The following is an 18,057-nucleotide window of genomic DNA, read 5'->3' as shown; positions in this document are numbered from 1 at the left end:
CAGACGGACCGTCCGTCCGAAAACCGCATACGGAGTTGCTCATTCGGGGAGGTTGAGCCAACCGTTGGAGATGTCGACCCACTTGTCCGCGCCCTCGTAGCGGTAGTAGCGCGCCGCACGGGAACCGATCGTCGGCATCGCGGGATCCACACCGAACTTCAGTTTGGGCGAGCCCAGCAGTACTGGACCGGTAAACGCGGCGGCAGCCTTGGCGATGGTGTCGGCCGAGAGTTGTTCGGGCCCCGCCTGGTTGAGGATATCGGCGGCGGTGAACAGGCCCGCGAAACCGGCGGGGGCGTTGATGCCGAGTTCGGCGCCCTTCGGCGCGTATTTCGCCATGACCGCCCGGTAGAACGGGACCTGCCCGGTGTCGTCGGGAGCGTGGATGTTCAGCAGCGATCCGCTGAAGATCCATTTAGGGAAGTCACCGAGACCCTTTTTGACCGCGTCGGAGGCACAGAGCCCGGACGACTGCAGCGGCGTGCTGAGCCCTAACTGTTGGTAGGCCTTCGCGGTGGCGATGCAGGCGGTGGGTGTAACCGCGATCGGCAGAATCACATCGACCTTTTGTGCGCCGGCAGCGGTCAGTGGACTCACCAGATCGGCCGAGCCTGCCGGGTACGTGGTGAGTCGTACTGCGATGCCCTGGGCTTCGATCCCAGCCTTCAGGCGGTTGGCGATCAGTTGGTTGCCGGGGTTGTCGTCTGCGATCATGGCTGCGGTCTTAGCCTTGAGCACGTTCTTCAAAAACAGTGGGGTGGAGGCCATTCCGGCCAGTGAGCTGGCGTTGATCGCATAGGTGTTCTTTGCGGTGACGTCGGGGCCGGGATTGGCGATGGCGACCAGTACCGGCTTGGCGCCATTGAGCGTGGCGTGCAGCGATTGCGTTCCGACATTGAGTCCCGCCTGCAGGATGAACTGAACATCCTGGTTCGCGAGCATTTCCTGTCCGCACTTTTGGCCTTGCGACTCGGCCGCGACGATGTCGCAGGTGTGCAGGGTGACAGGCCGCCCGCCCACCCCGCCGAGTTGGTCGTTGATGTAGTCCGCGGCGGCCTGCGCGGCGACGGTGAATTCGGGGTTGGACACCGGGCCGCCTTGCTGGTTGACCAGGCCGATCATGATCGGTGAACCCGTCGCATTCCCATTGCCGGTGCTGCCGCTGTAGGTCTTCCCGACCGCGTTGTCGATCGTCGTAGCGATGCCGGGACTCTGCGGTGCGTTGTTGTCTGCGCACGCGCTCAGCAGCGCGGCAACCGAGACCAGAGCGATGGCGAGTCTCGAGGGAGAGGATGAATTCATGTCAGCTCCTGGAGCTTTCGAGGTGACCGGGGAAAGGCGAGCGGAGTCCGGGTGCACCGATCGCCGCCGAGGTGGAGAGCTTTCCACGGGGGCGGCGGGAGTTGGCCACGTCACTTTTGGTTATAGCTATTGAACTTTTGCCGGAATGTGAGGAAACTAACCCCATAAGTGAGGGAAGTCAACCCTCCGGCGACGTAAGGAGACCTTCTTGAAACGGGCAACCGACGGCCAGGCCACCGTGCGCGCACTGGCGCCCGGACTGAAGCGCACCACGACGGCCGAGACAACCGCGATGCTCGTCGAGCTGGTTCGTACTCACGAACTCGTTACAGTCAATGACCTCTGTGACGCCACCGGGCTGGGCAGAACGATTGTCGCCCAGCGCATCTCCGACCTCGTGGGAACCGGACTGCTGGCCTACGGCGGTAAGGGCCGATCGACCGGTGGCCGCTCACCGCGTGAACTGCGCTTCCGACACGAAGCAGGCACGGTGATCGCGGTGGAAGTCGGCGTCACCAGTTTGACCGCAGGACTCACCGACTTGGCCGGAAACCCTCTGGCCACCCGCGAGATCCAGTGGGCGGCCACCGCAGGGCCCGAATCTACATTCGCCGAGCTCGAGCGCATGCTCGACGAGCTGCTGTCCGAATCTTCAGGTCACGCTCCCCCGCTGGGCATCGGCGTCGGACTCCCCTGCCCGGTCGAATTCGCCAGTGGCCGACCTGTTTCCCCGCCGATACTGTCCGGCTGGGACAACTATCCGGTCCGAGAACGGCTCGCGGAGCGGTTCGGCGTCGACGTCTGGGTCGACAACGAAGTCAACACGATGGCCTTGGGCGAACTTCGCAGCGGCCTGGCTCGCGGGCACCGCGACTTCGTCTACGTAAAGATCGGAACCGGCATCGGTGCCGGGCTCGTCTCCGCCGGACGTCTGCATCGCGGCGCGCAGGGTTCAGCGGGCGACATCGCGCACCTGTGTCTGGACCCGAACTCCGACCGCGTCTGTCGCTGCGGCAAAGTCGGCTGCCTGCAGACCTACTCCAGTGGCAACGCCCTGGCTAAAGAGGCTGCCATGCTGGCCAGAAGCGGTACGAGCCCAGAGCTTGCTCGCCGAGCCGCAGACGGCTATCAGCTCACCGCCATCGATGTCCGCGATGCCGCTGCTGCCGGTGATCAGGCCAGCCTGGAATTACTCTCCGCCGCCGGCCAGCACCTCGGCGAGGCGCTGACCACCCTGGTGAACCTCTTCAACCCGTCACTGATCGTCATAGGCGGCGGTGTCTCCCTAGCGGGCGATCTTTTGCTGCCCTCTTTGCGCAAGGTCGTCTACGAACGATCGCTACCGCTGGCCACCCGCGACCTCCAAGTGGTTCTCAGCACCCACGCCGACCAAGCCGGCATCGTCGGAGCGGCACTGACCGCCATCGATGAGCTGCTCAGCTCCACCTACATCGACACCTGGACGCACCGCATCACGCCGGAGATGGCGAAAGAAGAGGCCTGACGCAGCGGTGAATCATTAGCTCGCGGACGTGGCGCGGCATACGCTGTCCTCCGGCTCAGTGTTGACCACGAAAGGAGAACAGGGGTGCCCTCGACTCCTCGTAGCCGTCGCCGCCCCACGCAGGACCGGGCCAAGGCGACCCGAAGCCACATCCTCGACGCCGCAGCGAAATTGTTCGGGGAACGCGGGATCACCGAGACCTCGACCAACCGCATCGCGGCCGAGGCAGGGGTCAGTATCGGCACGGTGTATCGCTACTTCAGCGACCGCTCGGTGATGGTCGACGAGCTGCTGGATCGGCTGCTCACCGATATCGAAACCGCGTTCACCACTTCGCTTTTCAGCCTCAAGAACATGCCCGTCCTGGACATGTTCACAACGATCATCGGCGTCATCACCGACGTGCTGGTCGCCAACGCCGGGTTGGTCCGAGCACTGATCGCCGGCGTGCAGTTCTACAGCAGCGGCCTGCCCGAGTTCGAGCCGCGACTTCGGCTGATGATCAAGGTGCTGGTGATCCAGATCCTGGGCGCCGGCGATGACCGTAAATACGACGTCATGGCCTCGGTAGTGGTCAACACCGGCTTCGCCGCGGTACTGCGCGCCTCGGCCCTCGACGTCGATGGTCGCGAACGCCGCGAACTCATCGCGGCCACCGCGGACATGATCGCCACCTGGTTCGAGGAACACCGCAAGCCCGCTCGCGATCTTCCCTGGTAGTCCACCCGCGGATGACCGGAGCGAGCATTGTGCGCCCATCTCGCATCTGATAGGAGTAGTCCGCCCGACGGCTGGCGAGACCGGTCGATGCCGCAGCGCCTGACCGGGGCACTGCAGTCACCGAGCTGCTCAGGGCAGCGGCCGCACCTACCCCGCCAAGGAATCGACCTGCTGGGAATGCCGAGTTCGTGCGGCGCTGCGTCCGCGATGGGACCGAATCAGTAGCGCGGCCCGTAAATGACACAGACCGGTGAGGTCCGTCGGGTCGAACCCCGTGATCTCACCGATCCTTTTCAACCGGTAATCGACGGTATTCGCGTGCACATGAAGCTTACGCGCTGAGAGGTTGCGCTGCATGTTCGTTGCCATATGCACCTCGAGGGTCAGCAGCAAGTCCGGATGGGCCTCGAGAGAGTCGAGCACTGAACTGAGGTAGTCGCGGGCCGGGCCCGGGCGAGTCAACTGATACTCGAACGCCAACTCGTGCGGGCGATACACCCTGCTCTCGCCACCAAGCCGATGAACGATATCGACGAGCTCATGGACCTGCTCGGCCACCATCGGGATTTCCGCATGCGCCGCCGTCATCGACACGGCCCGGACCGGCACGTGCGCGGCCGTCGACAAATGGCCAATCAATTCATCCAGGTCAGAATCGGAGAATTGCGGAGCGGGTAGCAGCAGCGTGCCACCATCGACACTCAGCAGCGACAGCACTTTCCCGCCGCACCGGTTGGCCAGCTCCGCTTGGACCCGTCGTAATTTCCGCCGCGCAACCACATTCGCGTCCAGTGCGGAATCGAACTCATCCGGATGTCGCGGAAGCTCCAACCCCACAACATGATACTCGTCGACGACTTCGATACCGCATTCCCTGGCCATGGTCGATGTGCTCTGACCGCCGAGCAATGCCGAGGTCAAGGTGTGTACCGCCGTGTGGTGTTCGCTGACCACCGAACGCAATTCACGAACATAACCCACCGACACCGCCGAGGTGATCATGTCCAGAGCCTCCATCAACCGCAGCGCAACCCCCGCGACGGTTTCATGGTCCTGAGTTATACCATTCGCCAGAATAAGATCGAAACCGATTTTGAAACCTTCATGGATCGCGTGCTGGATGGTGTCGATAGGAATTCCTTCACGGGCCCAGCCCGCCGCGGCCGCTCGCACGCGCTCGGTGCGCCCCGGAAGGTCTCGCCCATCGAGCATGCTCCGGGTCAGTTCCAAGCACACCCGGGTTATGGTTGTCACGTCGCCATGGAGTGCTTCGCCGGGCAACGTCGCGCAAGGCACGACATTCTCGATGAAATGACCGACCATCTGACGAGAAACAGTCCGCACATCCTTCAACGGGGTAGACACCGGCCGACCCGAAGAAGTCAGAAACGGCTCGGAAGAGGTTGTGACAGACATGGTAGTTCCTTTCCTGCACAGCACATCGGGCAGGAACCCAACGCTACCGGCGGGTAGGACTTCTTGACGCGCCTCGCCGCTTGTGACAAGGGAGAACGAATGTTCCGCCGGTTTGGAGATCCTAACAAGATCGCCGAGAGCTGACCGATGGCAGCGAAACCCGGTATGCCCCCGACTGACACACCCGATCCACCTTTCAATCAGCTTGGCAACCAGCACTATTCACATACGACGACCTCGCCGGCCGCAGACCAACCGGCCTCCGCCGACTGAATACATCCGCGAGCGAAGGCGTCTGACCCTCCGCCTGACGTTTCCCGACGAGCCCTTGGCACGCAACAAGCCGACGATGGTGACGAACAGCCGCGCCACCATCGCCGACCCGATAACCGACGATTAGAGACAGAGACTGAACTCCAACGGGCCCAGCGGAATCGGCAGGCATACCTCCACCGAGCCGGAGCTCGACCCGGAGATCGGAGCGGCGGAATGCGCAGCCGCGACCCCGGTACTGAAGGCAACGGCGGACATTGCGAGTCCGGCAACAACAAGCGGACGGATGATTTTGGAGTTCATACAACGATCCTCGGTGTTTGTTCCATCTGACACGCCCCGGGTTCGGGACGATCCCCATCAGACCAGAACCGAGTCGCACGCCCCTCCTACTCGATGCGATTTCGGATGAATCACCGCCAAATTCAAATACATTCGTAGAAATATACAATTCACCGACAACCCCGCCCCACAATAATATCCGTTGTGGAAATTCATAACCTTCTGCCGGTATGGGATTATCTCTGTGTGTAAATGAGGCATATCGCGACGGTGGCAACGCTACTAGGATGCACTCCATCCTTCGGCGTCCCGTGGACGCCCGTCACGCTGTGCAGTCACAGCCGGTCGAGCCCGAGTTGCTCGCAAAGCCGCAAAGCGACTTCGGTTTCGAGACGGTTGGCGGCCAGCGAATGACCAAGGACTTCTTCAGCTTTTCGTATCCGGTAGTGAACGGTGTTCTTGTGTACGTGCAGCCGCGATGCGGCGTCGGTGAGGCTGCCGCGGGCGTCCAGGTAGGCCTGCACCGTTTCGCGTAGCCGCGCCGATGTTTCGTCGTCGGCGGCGAGAGCGCCCAATACCCGATGTACCCAGGCACGCGTGTCCGGGAGGCGGTCGATCAGCAAGCTTGTCAGGGCAACCCGGTTGTATAACGTCAGCTGCCGTGGCCGGTTCGTGGCGAGAGCGAGGTTGCGGGCGCGCTGGGCGTCGCGAAAGGTCTGCCGGAAACCCGCAAGCCCCGGCCCCAGATCGCCGATTGCCATATGGATGTGCGGTTGCTGCCGCAACTGGTGTTCGAGTCGGTCGGAATCGAGCGCGGGTTTGCCGGAGGAGGAGATCCACGCCCAGCAGTTTTGTTCGTCGACCAGCACCATCAAGGGGCTCTTCCCGGTGGCGGCGCCGAGCATGCCTGCACCAGCACGAAGCGCATCGGCTGAGCCTGCAACGGGTTTGGCGATCCAGATCACCGCTGCCATATGCCATCCGCGCAGTGAAGTGGCCAGCATTTGCTCGGCGGAGGCGAGATCGAGGTCTTCGGTGTCGAGGACCGCGCGGATCTGTGCGCCGCGATTGCTGTCCGAGCGTGCGTCCCAGCGTCGCCGCTCGGCTTCGTAGATGTCGATGAGGCCCTCTATGACCTGGTCGATGTAAGCGTTGACCAATCGAGCGATGTGGCTGGCGGCGGCCAGGGCGCGCTCTGTCGGTGGATTCTCCTGCGCCAGTACGGCAATCGCGTGCTGGACGAACATGTGCTCGCCGAGGCGGTAGGCGCGCAACAGAGCCTCAAGCGACATTCCATGTTGGGCGAATCGCCGCGCGTACTCGGCGGCGGCGGGCGGCACGGTGATGTCATGCCTCGAGATGCCGAGGGCGAGGACATCGAGGATCGCGGCCAGGTTCGACGCTGTGCTGGCAATCATCAGCCGGCGAACCTCGTCGTCATGACGGAACTCCGGGATGACGTCGATGAACATCGTCGTCATGTCCGATGTGAGCGCGTCGAGCCCGTTCTTGACCTGCTCGGCGACGACGCGGACGGTCGTCTCCACCTCGAGATCCATTCCCGGACCGTACCGGAGCGCGGCCGGCGAATTCGTACTTTCGTGCCGCCGGCACAACAGGCGCCGCCGATTCTGGAGCGGCGGACCGTAGTCAGTGCATCACGGCACACCTACCGTGAAATGTAATACCCATCACAGCGGTCGTGAGGAAGAAGTGCAGCAGCTCGTTGAATTGCCCGACATTCGGGCGAGGCGTAATCCATCAGGTCCGTGTTTGGCCGACGAACGGGAAATACTCGATAATTCGGCGTTCGCGAGGCGGGTGCGCATCGCATCGGCGAGGCTATTCGCGCACGGGATTCGCGAAGGCGATGTCGTCGCGATCGTTCTGCCCAACCGGATCGAATTCGTAATTGTATTGTTCGCGACGTGGCGTCTGGGCGCCGCGGCCACCCCCGTGCGACCGGACGCGACCTACGACGAGCTCCGATATCAGATTGCGGACTGCGCGGCGAAGGTCGTGGTCACCGAGGGCGGCCGCGGGGTGGACACCCTCGATATCGCCGAGGTCTGCGCCACTGAGAGTGGTCTCGCGATCCCCGACGCCACGACAGTGGACACCGAGGCGTTGGCATTGATCATCTACACCAGCGGCACCACAGGCCAGCCCAAAGGTGTGATGCTCGACCACGCGAACGTGGCGGCGATGTGCGCGATGATCGTGGAGGCGCTGAACCTGGATGTTACCGACCACAGCCTGCTTATCCTGCCACTGTTCCACGTCAACGGAATCGTGGTGAGCGTGTTGTCGCCGCTGTTGGCGGGCGGGCAGACAACGATCGCGGGCCGATTCTCGGCGTCCGCGCTCTTCGACCTCGTCGAACGCCTACAGCCAACCTACTTCTCGGCGGTCCCCGCCATCTTCGCGATGCTCGTCTCGCAACCGGAGAGCGCAGCACCGGACACCTCGTCGCTGCGCCGGGTGATCTGCGGAGCCGCGCCGATGCCCGCGGAGCTGATTGACAAGTTCGAATCCCGTTACGGCGTACCGATTATCGAAGGCTACGGATTGTCGGAAGGGACGTGCGCCTCGACACTGAATCCCCCGGACGGTCCGCGCAGGCCCGGGACCGTGGGTAAGCCGTTGCCCGGGCAGACGGTAGCGATCAAGAATACCGACGGCAGCGACGCCGCACAGGGTGAGCCCGGCGAGGTGGTGATCCGCGGGGCCAATGTCATGCGCGGCTACCTCGCCAGACCGGAGGACACCGCACGAACGATCATCGACGGCTGGCTGCACACCGGCGACGTCGGCTACATCGATCCCGACGGATACCTCGTGCTGGTCGACCGGATCAAGGACATGATCATCCGAGGCGGGGAAAACATCTACCCCAAAGAGATCGAGAACGTTCTCCACAGCTACCCCGGCGTCCTGGAGGCTGCTGTAGTGGCCGCCGGCGACCCCGTGCTCGGCGAGGTCCCGGCGGCCTACATCGTCGCCATGCCCGGCACATCGATCGACACCGAAGACCTGCTCGCACACTGCGCGAAAACCCTCGCGCGCACGAAACTACCGACCTCGATCGACCTCCTTGATTCGCTCCCGCGAAATCCAGTCGGAAAAATCGACAAACGAAAGCTCCGCGCATTCGCCGCCACTCGCTGATATCGCGTCACCTCGCTAAAGGTCGTCGGCGCGCGGTTCCTCTTCGCGCCTGTTAGAAAGGTCAGAACAATGGGGTTCAAAACGGGAAACTTCCCGCCCGTCGATGTGGATACTTTTCTCCACAAACCACTACAAGAGCGCGTGAAAACCCTTGCCCTGCACTGGGTGGAGTACGGCTTCGGCACGCCGAAGATGGTTCACACCATCTACCTGGCCAAGATGCTGTTCATTTCGGTGCTCGCAGGTGTAGCGCTGACAACCTGGACCTCGGGCGTGGGCCCGTTCTGGGACGTCGCGACGTGGTGGAACCAGCCGATCGTGTACCAGAAACTGGTGCTGTGGACCGTACTGATCGAAGCGATCGGCATCGCCGGATCCTGGGGGCCGCTGGCGGGCAAATTCAAGCCGATGACCGGCGGAGTCCTCTTCTACGCCCGGCCTGGAACGATCCGGCTGCGGCCGTGGCGGCGCGTACCGCTGACCAACGGTGACACTCGCACGGTCGCCGACGTACTGCTATACCTGGCGTTTCTGGGCTCGCTGCTGCTGGCCATCCTGTTGCCCGGGGTCCCGAGCGCGTCCCTGAGCGCCGCGCTGCCAGACAACACCTCCGACCTGGTGAACCCGGCTCTTTTGATCGCGCCGATCATCCTTTATGTCCTGTGCGGATTGCGGGACAAGACCATTTTCCTCACCGCCCGCGGTGAACAGTATCTGCCGGCGCTGGTCTTCTTCGCCGCGCTGCCTTTCGTCGACATGATCATCGCCGCGAAGCTGCTGATCTGCGCGGTATGGATCGGGGCAGGAGCGTCGAAGTTCGGACGCCACTTCAGCAACGTCGTGCCCCCGATGGTCTCCAACAGTCCCGGGGTGCCGGCCAAGTGGATCAAACGCCTGCACTACCGCGACTTCCCCCACGACATCCGCCCGTCCAAAGTCGCCTCGTCCCTGGCCCACGTCGGCGGCACCACCGTCGAAATCCTCGCTCCCCTGGTGTTGCTGTTCTCCACCAATCACTGGGTCAGCGTGGCCGGTGTCGCGCTGATGGTGCTCTTCCACACGTTCATCACCTCCACATTCCCGCTGGCGGTGCCCCTGGAGTGGAACATCCTGTTCGCCTACCTGAGCGTGTTCCTGTTCCTGGGCTACCCCAACCAGAGCGGTTACGGCCTCGGCGACATGTCCTCGCCGTGGCTGACCGTCGCGATCATCGCTGGACTCGCGTTCTTCCCGATCCTGGGCAATCTGCGTCCGGACCTGGTGTCGTTCCTTCCCTCGATGCGCCAATACGCGGGCAACTGGGCCTCAGCGCTGTGGGCGTTCGCACCCGGCGCCGAGGCCAAGCTGAACACCATCGCACACCGGCCCACCCGCAATCAGGTCGACCAACTCCAAGCGATGGGCCACACCCTTGCCATCGCCGAGATCACGATGCAACAAACCATCGCCTGGCGATCGATGCACAGTCAGGGACGTGGACTGTTCTCACTGCTGTACCGCCACCTGCCCGACATCGACCGGTGGACCATCCGCGAGGCCGAATTCGGGTGTAACTCGTTGATCGGCTTCAACTTCGGCGACGGACACCTGCACAACATCGACCTGATCAACGCCGTGCAATCCCGCGTCGGCTTCGCGCCCGGCGAATGGATCGTGGTGTGGGTCGAATCCCAGCCCATCCATCGCGGCACCCAGCACTACCAAGTCATCGACGCCGCCCTCGGTGTCGTCGAACGCGGCAGCTGGGAAGTCCGCGACGCCGTCCAGGCACAACCATGGCTGCCCGATGGCCCCATCCCCCACCGAGTGACCTGGCGGCGCGAGGGGTATGTACCACTGGCACAACACCACAACCTCGTGCCGGCCACCGCGCCGCAACACTTCGACTGACACGAGCGCAGGAACGGAGAGACCGATGAGTACCGCACTCGTTGTCGGCAGTGGCCCGAACGGTTTGGCGGCGGCCATCACCCTGGCCCGCGCCGGCCACGAAGTCACCGTGCTGGAACGTGCCGAGGAAATCGGCGGCGGCACCAGGACCAGCGAAGCGATCCTGCCCGGCCTGCTGCACGACCACTGCTCGGCCATCCACCCCATGGCCGTCGGCTCTCCGTTCCTGCGCAGCCTCGACCTGCAACGCCACGGACTACGGTGGGCCTGGCCAGAAGTCGACTGCGCCCACCCCCTCGACGACGGCACCGCCGGAATCCTGCTGCGGTCGGTCGAAGAGACCGCCACCGGTCTCGGCGTCGACGCACGAGCGTGGCGCCTACTGTTCGAGCGCACCACCACCAACTACGACCGCTTGAATACCGACATCATGCAGCCGCTCTTACGGGTACCACGCCACCCACTGCTGTTGGCGCGGTTCGGTATTCCCGCGCTGGCTCCTGCCGCGGTCCTGGCGAAGATGTTCGGCACCGAGCAAGCCGCCGGGCTTTTCGGCGGCGTCGCCGCCCACGCGTTCCACCCGCTGCACCATCCACTCAGCGCGAGTATCGGTCTGGGGATCCTCACCGCGGGTCACACCTACGGCTGGGCCGTCGCAACCGGCGGCTCCCAACGGATCACCGACGCGATGGCCGCCGCCCTCGGCGAACTCGGCGGCAAGATCGAAACAGGCATCCACATACAAGCCGCCGGCGACCTACCGCCCGCGGACATCACGATGTGGGACACCACCCCTACAGCGGTCGCCGAAATCCTCTGCGATCACCTACCACCTCGAATCATCAAGGCATACAGTCGTTTCCGTTACGGTCCGGGCGCGTTCAAAGTCGATTTCGCCGTCGAAGGCGGTATCCCCTGGCGCGCCGAACGCGCACAGCACGCCGGCACGGTGCACCTCGGCGGCACCTTCGCCGAAATCGCGGCCACCGAACGCGACATCCATCACGGACGAATGCCTCAACGACCCTTCGTCCTCGTCGGCCAGCAATACCTCGCCGACCCCCAGCGCTCGGTCGGCAATGTGCACCCCATCTGGTCCTACGCCCATGTCCCCCACAGCTACACCGGCGACGCGACCGCCGCGATCATCGCCCAAATCGAACGCTTCGCGCCCGGATTCCGCGACCGCATCATCGGCACCAGCGTCACCACCACACCCGAATTCGCCACCTACAACGCCAACTACGTCGGCGGCAACATCATGACCGGTGCCAAGACCATCTCCCAACTCGTCTTCGGACCACGCAAAACCCCGCACCCCTACGACCTCGGAATACCCGGACACTATCTCTGCTCCGCGGCCACCCCGCCAGGCCCAGGAGCGCACGGCATGTGCGGAGCCAACGCAGCGCACCGAGCACTCCGCCGATCTGCGGACCGAACCGTTTCGGAACGGTGATCACAGTGCCACTGTTAACAAGTTTCGAAGCCTTCGAGGTCACTCACCGGTCCGGTTTTGCCCTCCTCTTCGGGCGGCACTACCGTTCGTTCTCCAAGGTTCGTACACCTCGAAGGGACACCGCATGGCCCGCAAAGTCGTAGTAACACTGGTCGACGACCATGACGGCGAATCCAGCGCCGATGAGACCGTGTCGTTCGCTCTAGACGGTGCCGCCTACGAGATCGACCTGTCGACCCTCAATGCCAAACAACTGCGCGCCGTTTTCGAACAGTGGACACCACACGCCCGCAAAGTCGGCCGCGCACCGCGCAGCAAGAGCGGCGCGCCGCGACCACCCGTCGACCGGGAACAGAGCGCGAAAATCCGCGCTTGGGCACGCCAGCACGGCCATGATGTTTCCAGCCGTGGGCGCATCTCGACCGAACTGGTCGCGGCCTACGAGAAAGCACACCAAAGCATGTGATCTGCACAAGGACTCGCTCGCAGGGCTCGGATTTAGAATCTGTTCGTCTGGAACCGATGGCGTCCGAGTTCGGACTTTCGACACTGAGCGGCGACGCGGGGCCCAGCGCCTTGTATTCCGCACTCGCCCACGATGATAGGGAACGGATCTGTGTCGCGGGGCTCTTGATGTCTCGGGGCGCGCTCCCGTCAGTATCGCGAGTTGGAGTCACCAACGTTCTGCCCTCCTACAACTGGCAGTTGATCTCGAGGTGCCGGAATGCAACAGTCACTGCTCCGTGCCGTCGGCTGATGCCGAACGGCTGCGCTCCATCTCCTCGTGATGCTCGGAAGCCCAATCGACCAGTGCGGCCACGATTTCGAGCAAACCCTCACCCAGCGGCGTGAGGGCGTACTCCACGCGCGGCGGCACCTCTGGGTAGGAGGTCCTGGCGACCAGGCCGTCGCCAGTGACTGGCCGAGTAGCAACCAGGCCAGCACGGCCGTGGATGTCGGGGCACCTGGTTCGGCGCCGGGATCCGCCACTGTCTCGGCGCCCGCCTGGCCCGCTTCGAAGCCACCACCGCACTCACCCACCTCCTCGACCGCTACCCGACATCACCCTCGCCGTGCCGCCGGAGACGTTGCGCTGGCGCCACAGCGTATTCTTCCGGCGCCTGCAGTCGCTCCCAGTCCACCGCCGAATACTGCAATCAGCCAACGGATTTCAGGCGCGGAAACTCCAGGCATCCGCGCGGCTGACGTGTATTGGAGACTGGATGATCACAACGCGTCCGACCCTCGGGGTGGACCGTGTGTGTCAGCATTGGTGTTCCGCCGCGAGCCGGCGAACGATGACGAGTTCGCGAAGAGTCCGCTGCGCAGAAGTTGGGCGACCGCGTCGTCCCAGAGGTGCAATTGTGTTGGCGTGGTGAGGGGCTCGGGGAGGTGGCGGTCGATCTGTTTCCGCAATAGGGCCGTGCCGATGACCAGGATCAGTGGGTGTAGCGCTGCCCAGGTGCGGTCGATACCGGGTTGCAGCAGGCCGTGTTCGTCGAATTGATCCCATTGTGTCGTGCTGATGCTGAGCAGGCCGTCGAAGATGGTGGCACCGATGGTATCGCCGTCGACGAACGCGCGTGCGGTGTAATCGACGACCTCGGGGTGGTCGGTCATGATCGAAGTCACCCGATGCCCGAGTTCGCCGAGCGAATCATCCGGTGGTGACGGCAGGGGCTGAGAGGCCACTGCTGTCGCGACCGTTTGCAGCACGTACTCGTCGACAGCGACAACCAGTCCGGCCTTGGCGCCGAAGTGATGTTGTACGAGTCCGATCGACACCCCGGCCTTCTCGGCGACCAGCCGCAGCGAGGTCGCCGCGACTCCTTCGGCGGCAAAACATTTCAACGCGGCGATGCGGATCCGGTCGGCGGCCGACGGGTCCGGAGCCGCTGGTAGCGGGAACGGCGATGTGTGGTGCACGGATCCACCATAGACAATATGCCCATACCGTGTCACGATACATTCATATCGCGACACAATATATTCATATTGTGCGAAGGGGATCGAGGTGCGTAATGGCCGGGCAGGTACATCGAAATACGGCAAGGGGCCTGCGGTCGGCGGCGGTGACATTTTTGATCGGCTTCGGTGTCCACGGTCTGGATCATCTGCGGCGCGGCTTTCACCTACGCCCACCTGCTGCCGACGTTCTGGGCCGATTTTCAAGACAGCTACATCTCGTTGCCGCACACCAACGTCACCTGGTTCTCCTGGATGAGTGCGCTCGCCGAGATCGGCACCGGCCTGCTGTACGGGTTCATCGGCATCCGTGTCCTGCGAGACAGGCAGTCACGCAGTGCCCCCAACGATGCTCGACCCCAGCATCACCTCCTCGTCCGGAACGACCAGTCGAGGGTCCTGATCAGGCGCTTGCTGCCGGATCCGTGCCACGTTGCGGAAGAAGCCCGCTACAACGCCGGCCGCGGTGGCTGCGGGCACAGTCACGGCGGGAGGCAGGTCCAGTCGGCCCAGCCCCGGTTGTGGCGGAGCAGCGAGATCGGTACCTGCACAACCCATTGAGGTGTTTCTCGGCCAGTAACGGCAGGACTCTCTTGTCCCACTCCTGCTCAGCGTCTTTGGAGGTGATGGTCGAGGACCCGAGGCTGTCGAGGTGGTTGTAGCGACCCGTAATCGCGAACTCGGTAAGAATCGACAGGATTGCGTCGTGCAGAAGGCGGCGATGCTGTAGCGGGTGAGGATCTCGCTCAGCAGCCTGTAGGTGCCGACCTCCTCCCAACCGATCCACATATTCCCCTGTCCGGTGGTGTGGTGGCGGTGTGTGTGTGGTCACCCCGGCCCGGCTGGACGTGGACCAAACGTGACCACCTCCCCGACGTGCCGTCGGGCTCGGGGTTCCGGCGGCGGCGCTGAGTGCAACGGTGCTGCGCAGATGCGCGAATTTTGGGGAACTCCAGCATGATCGAGGTCCGAACTGGGACCACTGCCCCTTTCCTGTCCAATGGTCGCGGGTCACACCATCTAGGCCCGTGCGAGGGCGGGGGTACAGGCCAAGGCCATCGACCGGTGTGGGTAGAGCGCGATTCCGGTCTCGCGAACGGTCAACCGCAGCGGCCGCGCTGCAGGGCCCGCGGCCACCACGGCGAGGTCCGTGTGTGGCCACGCCGCGGCATTAGCCCTCGCCAGCACCACGACCCCGGCAGAACCCATGAAGGACACCTCACTCACATCCACCACAACCCGTTTGGGATGTCTTTCCAAGGCTGTCGCGAGCGCGTTGGACAGCTCGGCGACGGTGTTGATGTCCACCTCCCCGGTCACGACCAGAATTGGTCCGTCCTGGTGCCCGCTCTCGAACTCGACACCGATCGTGCATGGTAGGTCGATCATGTGAACTCCTTTGGGTAGGAACCACTTTCGATCGCTTGTGGGCTGACCTCGGGGTGTGTCTCCGTGCTGGCAAGCGTTTGCGTCGGCGCTGTTCACTCGACAATGCGCGGGGTCAAGGCCGGCAGGGCGACTTGCTGGATCCTGGTCAGTGCGTACGCCTCGCGGACTTGATCTGGCTCGCCACCTGTGTGCGGCCTCGCGATGAGCCCCAGTCGGTTTCGGGCTATCCAGGTGTCGATCCCACCGCGGCGAGACGTGGCAGATGACCAGAGGCGAAAATTGCTAAGGCCTGGTCGAGATAGCGAGCAAGCACCGTGTGCTGCACATTCGACCTCCCGAGGTGACGCCGCCTGGGCGGTGCCGGCGGTGAGTGTTTCTAGACCACGGTGTTCATGATGGTGCCCGCGCTGGTGGCGACAGCGCCGCCGGTCATGGCGCCCGCGATCATCTTCGGTGACTGCAGGTTGCCGCCGTTCCATTTCTCCCAGGCGAAGCGGCCGCCGCCATAGGTGATGGCGGTGATGCCGGAGAGCTGGACCAGCCAGGTGAAGTAGCGGCCCATCTGCAGGAGTTTGTCGGCCAATGGCGGCGCTTCCGGGGCGGGGTTGCCGACGACCTGGGTGAGGACGGTGTCTTGTAGGGCGCACAGGATCAGGCTCACTGTCATGCTCCTCGAGGGATGCCGGGGCGAAAGATCGGAAGTCGGTGTGTACCGCTACGCGAGCGGGGCGTGGGGCGATTCGGGCACCACACCCCGGTCGAGTTCAGCTGAAATGAAGGCTGGTGATCGGGATTCGACCGTTTTGCATCGTCCCGTTCAAGCACGCGTTGACCAGGGGCCCACTGTCTACCGGACCTTGATCCACGTGCAGTCGCCCGCCGGCGCCGGGGCCGTCCATGATGTTGAGTACGTTGGTGACGGCGGCGGCCGGATTGCCGCCCGGTACATGCCATTGACCGGCGACGCGGCTGGTCTGTCCGTCGGCCCAGTGCAGGGCGCCTTCGAGATTGCCGAGCGCGTCGTTGCAGCTGGCGTTGCCGTTGAACTGACTACGGAAAGCGACGTCACCGGTCGGCGTGCCGGTGCAGCCGCCGAGGTCGGCGTTGAATCCGCCCTGGGCTGCGACGGTGTTCATCCCCAGCGGGTTGGTGTGGAAGGTCATCACACTCGCCGGGCACCAGCCACCGATCGGCTCCGCCTGGGCAGGCTGGCTTGCGATGAGCGGGGCGGCCAGGACACTGGCGGCAATAGCGGACAAAGCTGCGATCTTCCTGAGTTCAGCCATTAGTGCTCTCCTCTGACGATCATCGTTGATCCGAATGGAGTGGTTAACCGCAGGCAATCAGCGGCATGCGGTCGATACCCGGGCGGATCGATGCAAAACCCGCCCCTATCGGTGGCCTCTCGGACCTGTGGGGGTATCAGTGGTTCGCAGGCAGCGTCAGTTTTTTGGAGTCGTGGGTATGGGCGCAACCGCCCATGGTCAGGTGCTGAGCCGAAGTCGGCGCGTCCGGCCCGGCTACGGCCCCAGGCGGCGCACAATGCCCCGATGATCAATGACGGCACAACCCTCGAGCACGTTCGTGATCACATCGTCGATGACATGCTGCCGAAAGCCTACGCACAGTGGGCTTCCCTCAAAGCGGAGAAGCCGCCGCAGGAGGCGATCCTGAGGTGGGTCAGCGGCAGGATCGATGCTGCCCTTCAGATCCTGCAAACGATCGACCAGGACGCATACAACGAACAGACATCAAGACGCGAAGAAAGCCGGTGAACCCCTGAACGCGACGTCGTGCACCGAAGACCATCGTGTGTCGAGCTGCTCAGCTTTCAAGCCGGTGGTGTCGCCCGCCCGGGGCGGGTGCAGAGATGATGGGCTGGGGAGCCGTCTCGGTGGTGGGGTCGTCGAGCAGCCGGTGCAGATAGGCGCAGAAGGCGTCGATACTGCCGTAGCGTGCGAGGATCTCGTTCAGGAGCCGGTAGGCCCCGATGTCGCTCGGTTGCCGTTCCACATCTGCCCCTTGTTCGGTGGTGTCTGTGTGGTGGTCAACTCGCTACAGGCCCTCACATCCGGTGGTCATCGAGGAGCCGTCTGCGCGTCGCGCTCCTCGATGACACACCCGTATCCGATCAGATCTGCCGGTCTCGCAGAACCAGCTGACCCTCATCTAGTTCGGCGCCGTCTGAGCGACGGATGGGCGACGCCGCACCAAGCCTTCCGCCAACCTTGATCGGCGGACTGATCGTCTGGGTGGTCGGGGTCGTCGATTCCACTACACGCTTTTGCCGCGGCGCGCGCGTTGGGCGGTCGTCCAGATATCACAATCGACACGTGGCCAGACGGGGGGAATTCCGGGATCGTTTGCAGCTGAACTCGAGCGTCCCATCGCATCACGAGTAGCGGTTTCGTGCAGACAGAATGACACCGCTTTGCGTGGTCCGGGTATCGCAGGGGTCTAACTGTGCCGCGAAGTCTTGCCCGGTCGGTATCAGGGCAGGATCGATCAGGGCTCGAAGGACGTCTTGGGGCCGCCGAGAAGAAAGTCATGACCTGGCAAGGGCTTTCGGCAGCGAGAGGCACTTTTGTGCGGGCGGGCGCGGCCGTAGAATCGATGGTGGATGGATTTGGTGTCAAGCCGGTCTGTTCAGCATGGCAACGGCCCCGCTCCCCGGTCCCTGGTCGGCCCG

At 63.6% G+C, this 18,057-nt stretch carries 19 protein-coding genes; 9 read left to right on the top strand and 10 right to left on the bottom strand.

Annotated features, from left to right (window positions below; genetic code table 11):
* Positions 1-39: 39 nt before the first annotated feature.
* Entirely contained in the window at positions 40-1,302 is a 1,263-nt protein-coding gene (locus tag IBX22_RS36890; protein WP_194820490.1) for an ABC transporter substrate-binding protein, read from the bottom strand.
* Between the two features lie 208 nt (positions 1,303-1,510).
* On the opposite strand from IBX22_RS36890, the gene IBX22_RS36885 reads away from it, so the two are divergent.
* Both IBX22_RS36885 and IBX22_RS36880 read left to right on the top strand, forming a co-directional pair.
* Entirely contained in the window at positions 1,511-2,806 is a 1,296-nt protein-coding gene (locus tag IBX22_RS36885; RefSeq protein ID WP_228540217.1) for an ROK family protein, read from the top strand.
* A gap of 84 nt (positions 2,807-2,890) precedes the next feature.
* Positions 2,891-3,526 carry a TetR/AcrR family transcriptional regulator gene (locus tag IBX22_RS36880; RefSeq protein ID WP_194820489.1) on the top strand — a complete coding sequence of 212 codons (636 nt, stop codon included), beginning with the start codon at positions 2,891-2,893 and terminating at the stop codon, positions 3,524-3,526.
* 147 nt (positions 3,527-3,673) lie between these two features.
* On the opposite strand, the gene IBX22_RS36875 is transcribed toward IBX22_RS36880, so the two are convergent.
* The 3 genes from IBX22_RS36875 to IBX22_RS36870 all read right to left on the bottom strand — a co-directional run bounded on the left by IBX22_RS36875 (position 3,674) and on the right by IBX22_RS36870 (position 7,056).
* Positions 3,674-4,942 (bottom strand): CdaR family transcriptional regulator, encoded by a 1,269-nt coding sequence (locus IBX22_RS36875; protein ID WP_194820488.1) that lies wholly within the window; start codon positions 4,940-4,942, stop codon positions 3,674-3,676.
* 396 nt (positions 4,943-5,338) lie between these two features.
* On the bottom strand, positions 5,339-5,518 hold the full coding sequence (locus tag IBX22_RS37845; protein WP_228540216.1) for a hypothetical protein: 180 nt from the start codon (positions 5,516-5,518) through the stop codon (positions 5,339-5,341).
* A 314-nt stretch (positions 5,519-5,832) separates the two neighbouring features.
* Entirely contained in the window at positions 5,833-7,056 is a 1,224-nt protein-coding gene (locus IBX22_RS36870; RefSeq protein WP_194820487.1) for a CdaR family transcriptional regulator, read from the bottom strand.
* A gap of 214 nt (positions 7,057-7,270) precedes the next feature.
* Here IBX22_RS36870 and IBX22_RS36865 point away from each other — a divergent pair, with 214 nt between their 5' ends.
* From IBX22_RS36865 to IBX22_RS36850, 4 genes are all read left to right on the top strand, one after another.
* Positions 7,271-8,665, top strand: coding sequence for an AMP-binding protein (locus tag IBX22_RS36865; protein ID WP_255526632.1), 1,395 nt, complete (start codon positions 7,271-7,273; stop codon positions 8,663-8,665).
* Between the two features lie 69 nt (positions 8,666-8,734).
* The gene (locus tag IBX22_RS36860) at positions 8,735-10,555 is read left to right on the top strand and encodes a DUF3556 domain-containing protein (protein ID WP_194820485.1); all 1,821 of its coding nucleotides are present in this window, start codon (positions 8,735-8,737) and stop codon (positions 10,553-10,555) included.
* Between the two features lie 25 nt (positions 10,556-10,580).
* Positions 10,581-12,014: an NAD(P)/FAD-dependent oxidoreductase gene (locus tag IBX22_RS36855; protein WP_194820484.1), complete on the top strand. Its 1,434-nt coding sequence runs from the start codon at positions 10,581-10,583 to the stop codon at positions 12,012-12,014.
* A 124-nt stretch (positions 12,015-12,138) separates the two neighbouring features.
* A complete protein-coding gene (locus IBX22_RS36850; protein ID WP_194820483.1) occupies positions 12,139-12,480 on the top strand; it encodes an Lsr2 family protein in 342 nt (113 codons plus the stop codon).
* Positions 12,481-12,747: 267 nt separating this feature from the next.
* On the opposite strand, the gene IBX22_RS36845 is transcribed toward IBX22_RS36850, so the two are convergent.
* Positions 12,748-13,047, bottom strand: a complete 300-nt coding sequence (locus tag IBX22_RS36845) for a helix-turn-helix domain-containing protein (protein WP_194820482.1) — start codon at positions 13,045-13,047, stop codon at positions 12,748-12,750.
* Here IBX22_RS36845 and IBX22_RS37840 point away from each other — a divergent pair.
* Positions 12,996-13,220, top strand: coding sequence for a hypothetical protein (locus tag IBX22_RS37840; protein WP_309234950.1), 225 nt, complete (start codon positions 12,996-12,998; stop codon positions 13,218-13,220). The two genes, IBX22_RS36845 and IBX22_RS37840, sit on opposite strands and share 52 nt — an antisense overlap.
* Before the next feature lie 21 nt (positions 13,221-13,241).
* Here the strand turns inward: IBX22_RS37840 and IBX22_RS36840 are convergent, their stop codons facing one another.
* Positions 13,242-13,940: a TetR/AcrR family transcriptional regulator gene (locus tag IBX22_RS36840; RefSeq protein WP_309234948.1), complete on the bottom strand. Its 699-nt coding sequence runs from the start codon at positions 13,938-13,940 to the stop codon at positions 13,242-13,244.
* 168 nt (positions 13,941-14,108) lie between these two features.
* On the opposite strand from IBX22_RS36840, the gene IBX22_RS36835 reads away from it, so the two are divergent.
* Positions 14,109-14,540, top strand: a complete 432-nt coding sequence (locus IBX22_RS36835) for a hypothetical protein (protein WP_194820515.1) — start codon at positions 14,109-14,111, stop codon at positions 14,538-14,540.
* A 459-nt stretch (positions 14,541-14,999) separates the two neighbouring features.
* On the opposite strand, the gene IBX22_RS36830 is transcribed toward IBX22_RS36835, so the two are convergent.
* From IBX22_RS36830 to IBX22_RS36820, 3 genes are all read right to left on the bottom strand, one after another.
* Positions 15,000-15,368: an STAS domain-containing protein gene (locus tag IBX22_RS36830; protein WP_194820480.1), complete on the bottom strand. Its 369-nt coding sequence runs from the start codon at positions 15,366-15,368 to the stop codon at positions 15,000-15,002.
* Between the two features lie 376 nt (positions 15,369-15,744).
* Positions 15,745-16,035, bottom strand: a complete 291-nt coding sequence (locus IBX22_RS36825) for a hypothetical protein (RefSeq protein ID WP_194820479.1) — start codon at positions 16,033-16,035, stop codon at positions 15,745-15,747.
* Positions 16,036-16,132: 97 nt separating this feature from the next.
* Positions 16,133-16,654 (bottom strand): hypothetical protein, encoded by a 522-nt coding sequence (locus IBX22_RS36820; RefSeq protein WP_194820478.1) that lies wholly within the window; start codon positions 16,652-16,654, stop codon positions 16,133-16,135.
* A 264-nt stretch (positions 16,655-16,918) separates the two neighbouring features.
* On the opposite strand from IBX22_RS36820, the gene IBX22_RS36815 reads away from it, so the two are divergent.
* Positions 16,919-17,143 (top strand): hypothetical protein, encoded by a 225-nt coding sequence (locus IBX22_RS36815; protein WP_194820477.1) that lies wholly within the window; start codon positions 16,919-16,921, stop codon positions 17,141-17,143.
* 49 nt (positions 17,144-17,192) lie between these two features.
* Here IBX22_RS36815 and IBX22_RS36810 read toward each other — a convergent pair whose 3' ends face one another.
* A complete protein-coding gene (locus tag IBX22_RS36810; protein ID WP_194820476.1) occupies positions 17,193-17,381 on the bottom strand; it encodes a hypothetical protein in 189 nt (62 codons plus the stop codon).
* Positions 17,382-18,057: the final 676 nt, after the last annotated feature.

Source organism: Nocardia sp. XZ_19_385 (genome assembly GCF_015355755.1).
GTDB lineage: Bacteria > Actinomycetota > Actinomycetes > Mycobacteriales > Mycobacteriaceae > Nocardia.
This window is presented reverse-complemented; position numbering and strand designations above follow the sequence as displayed.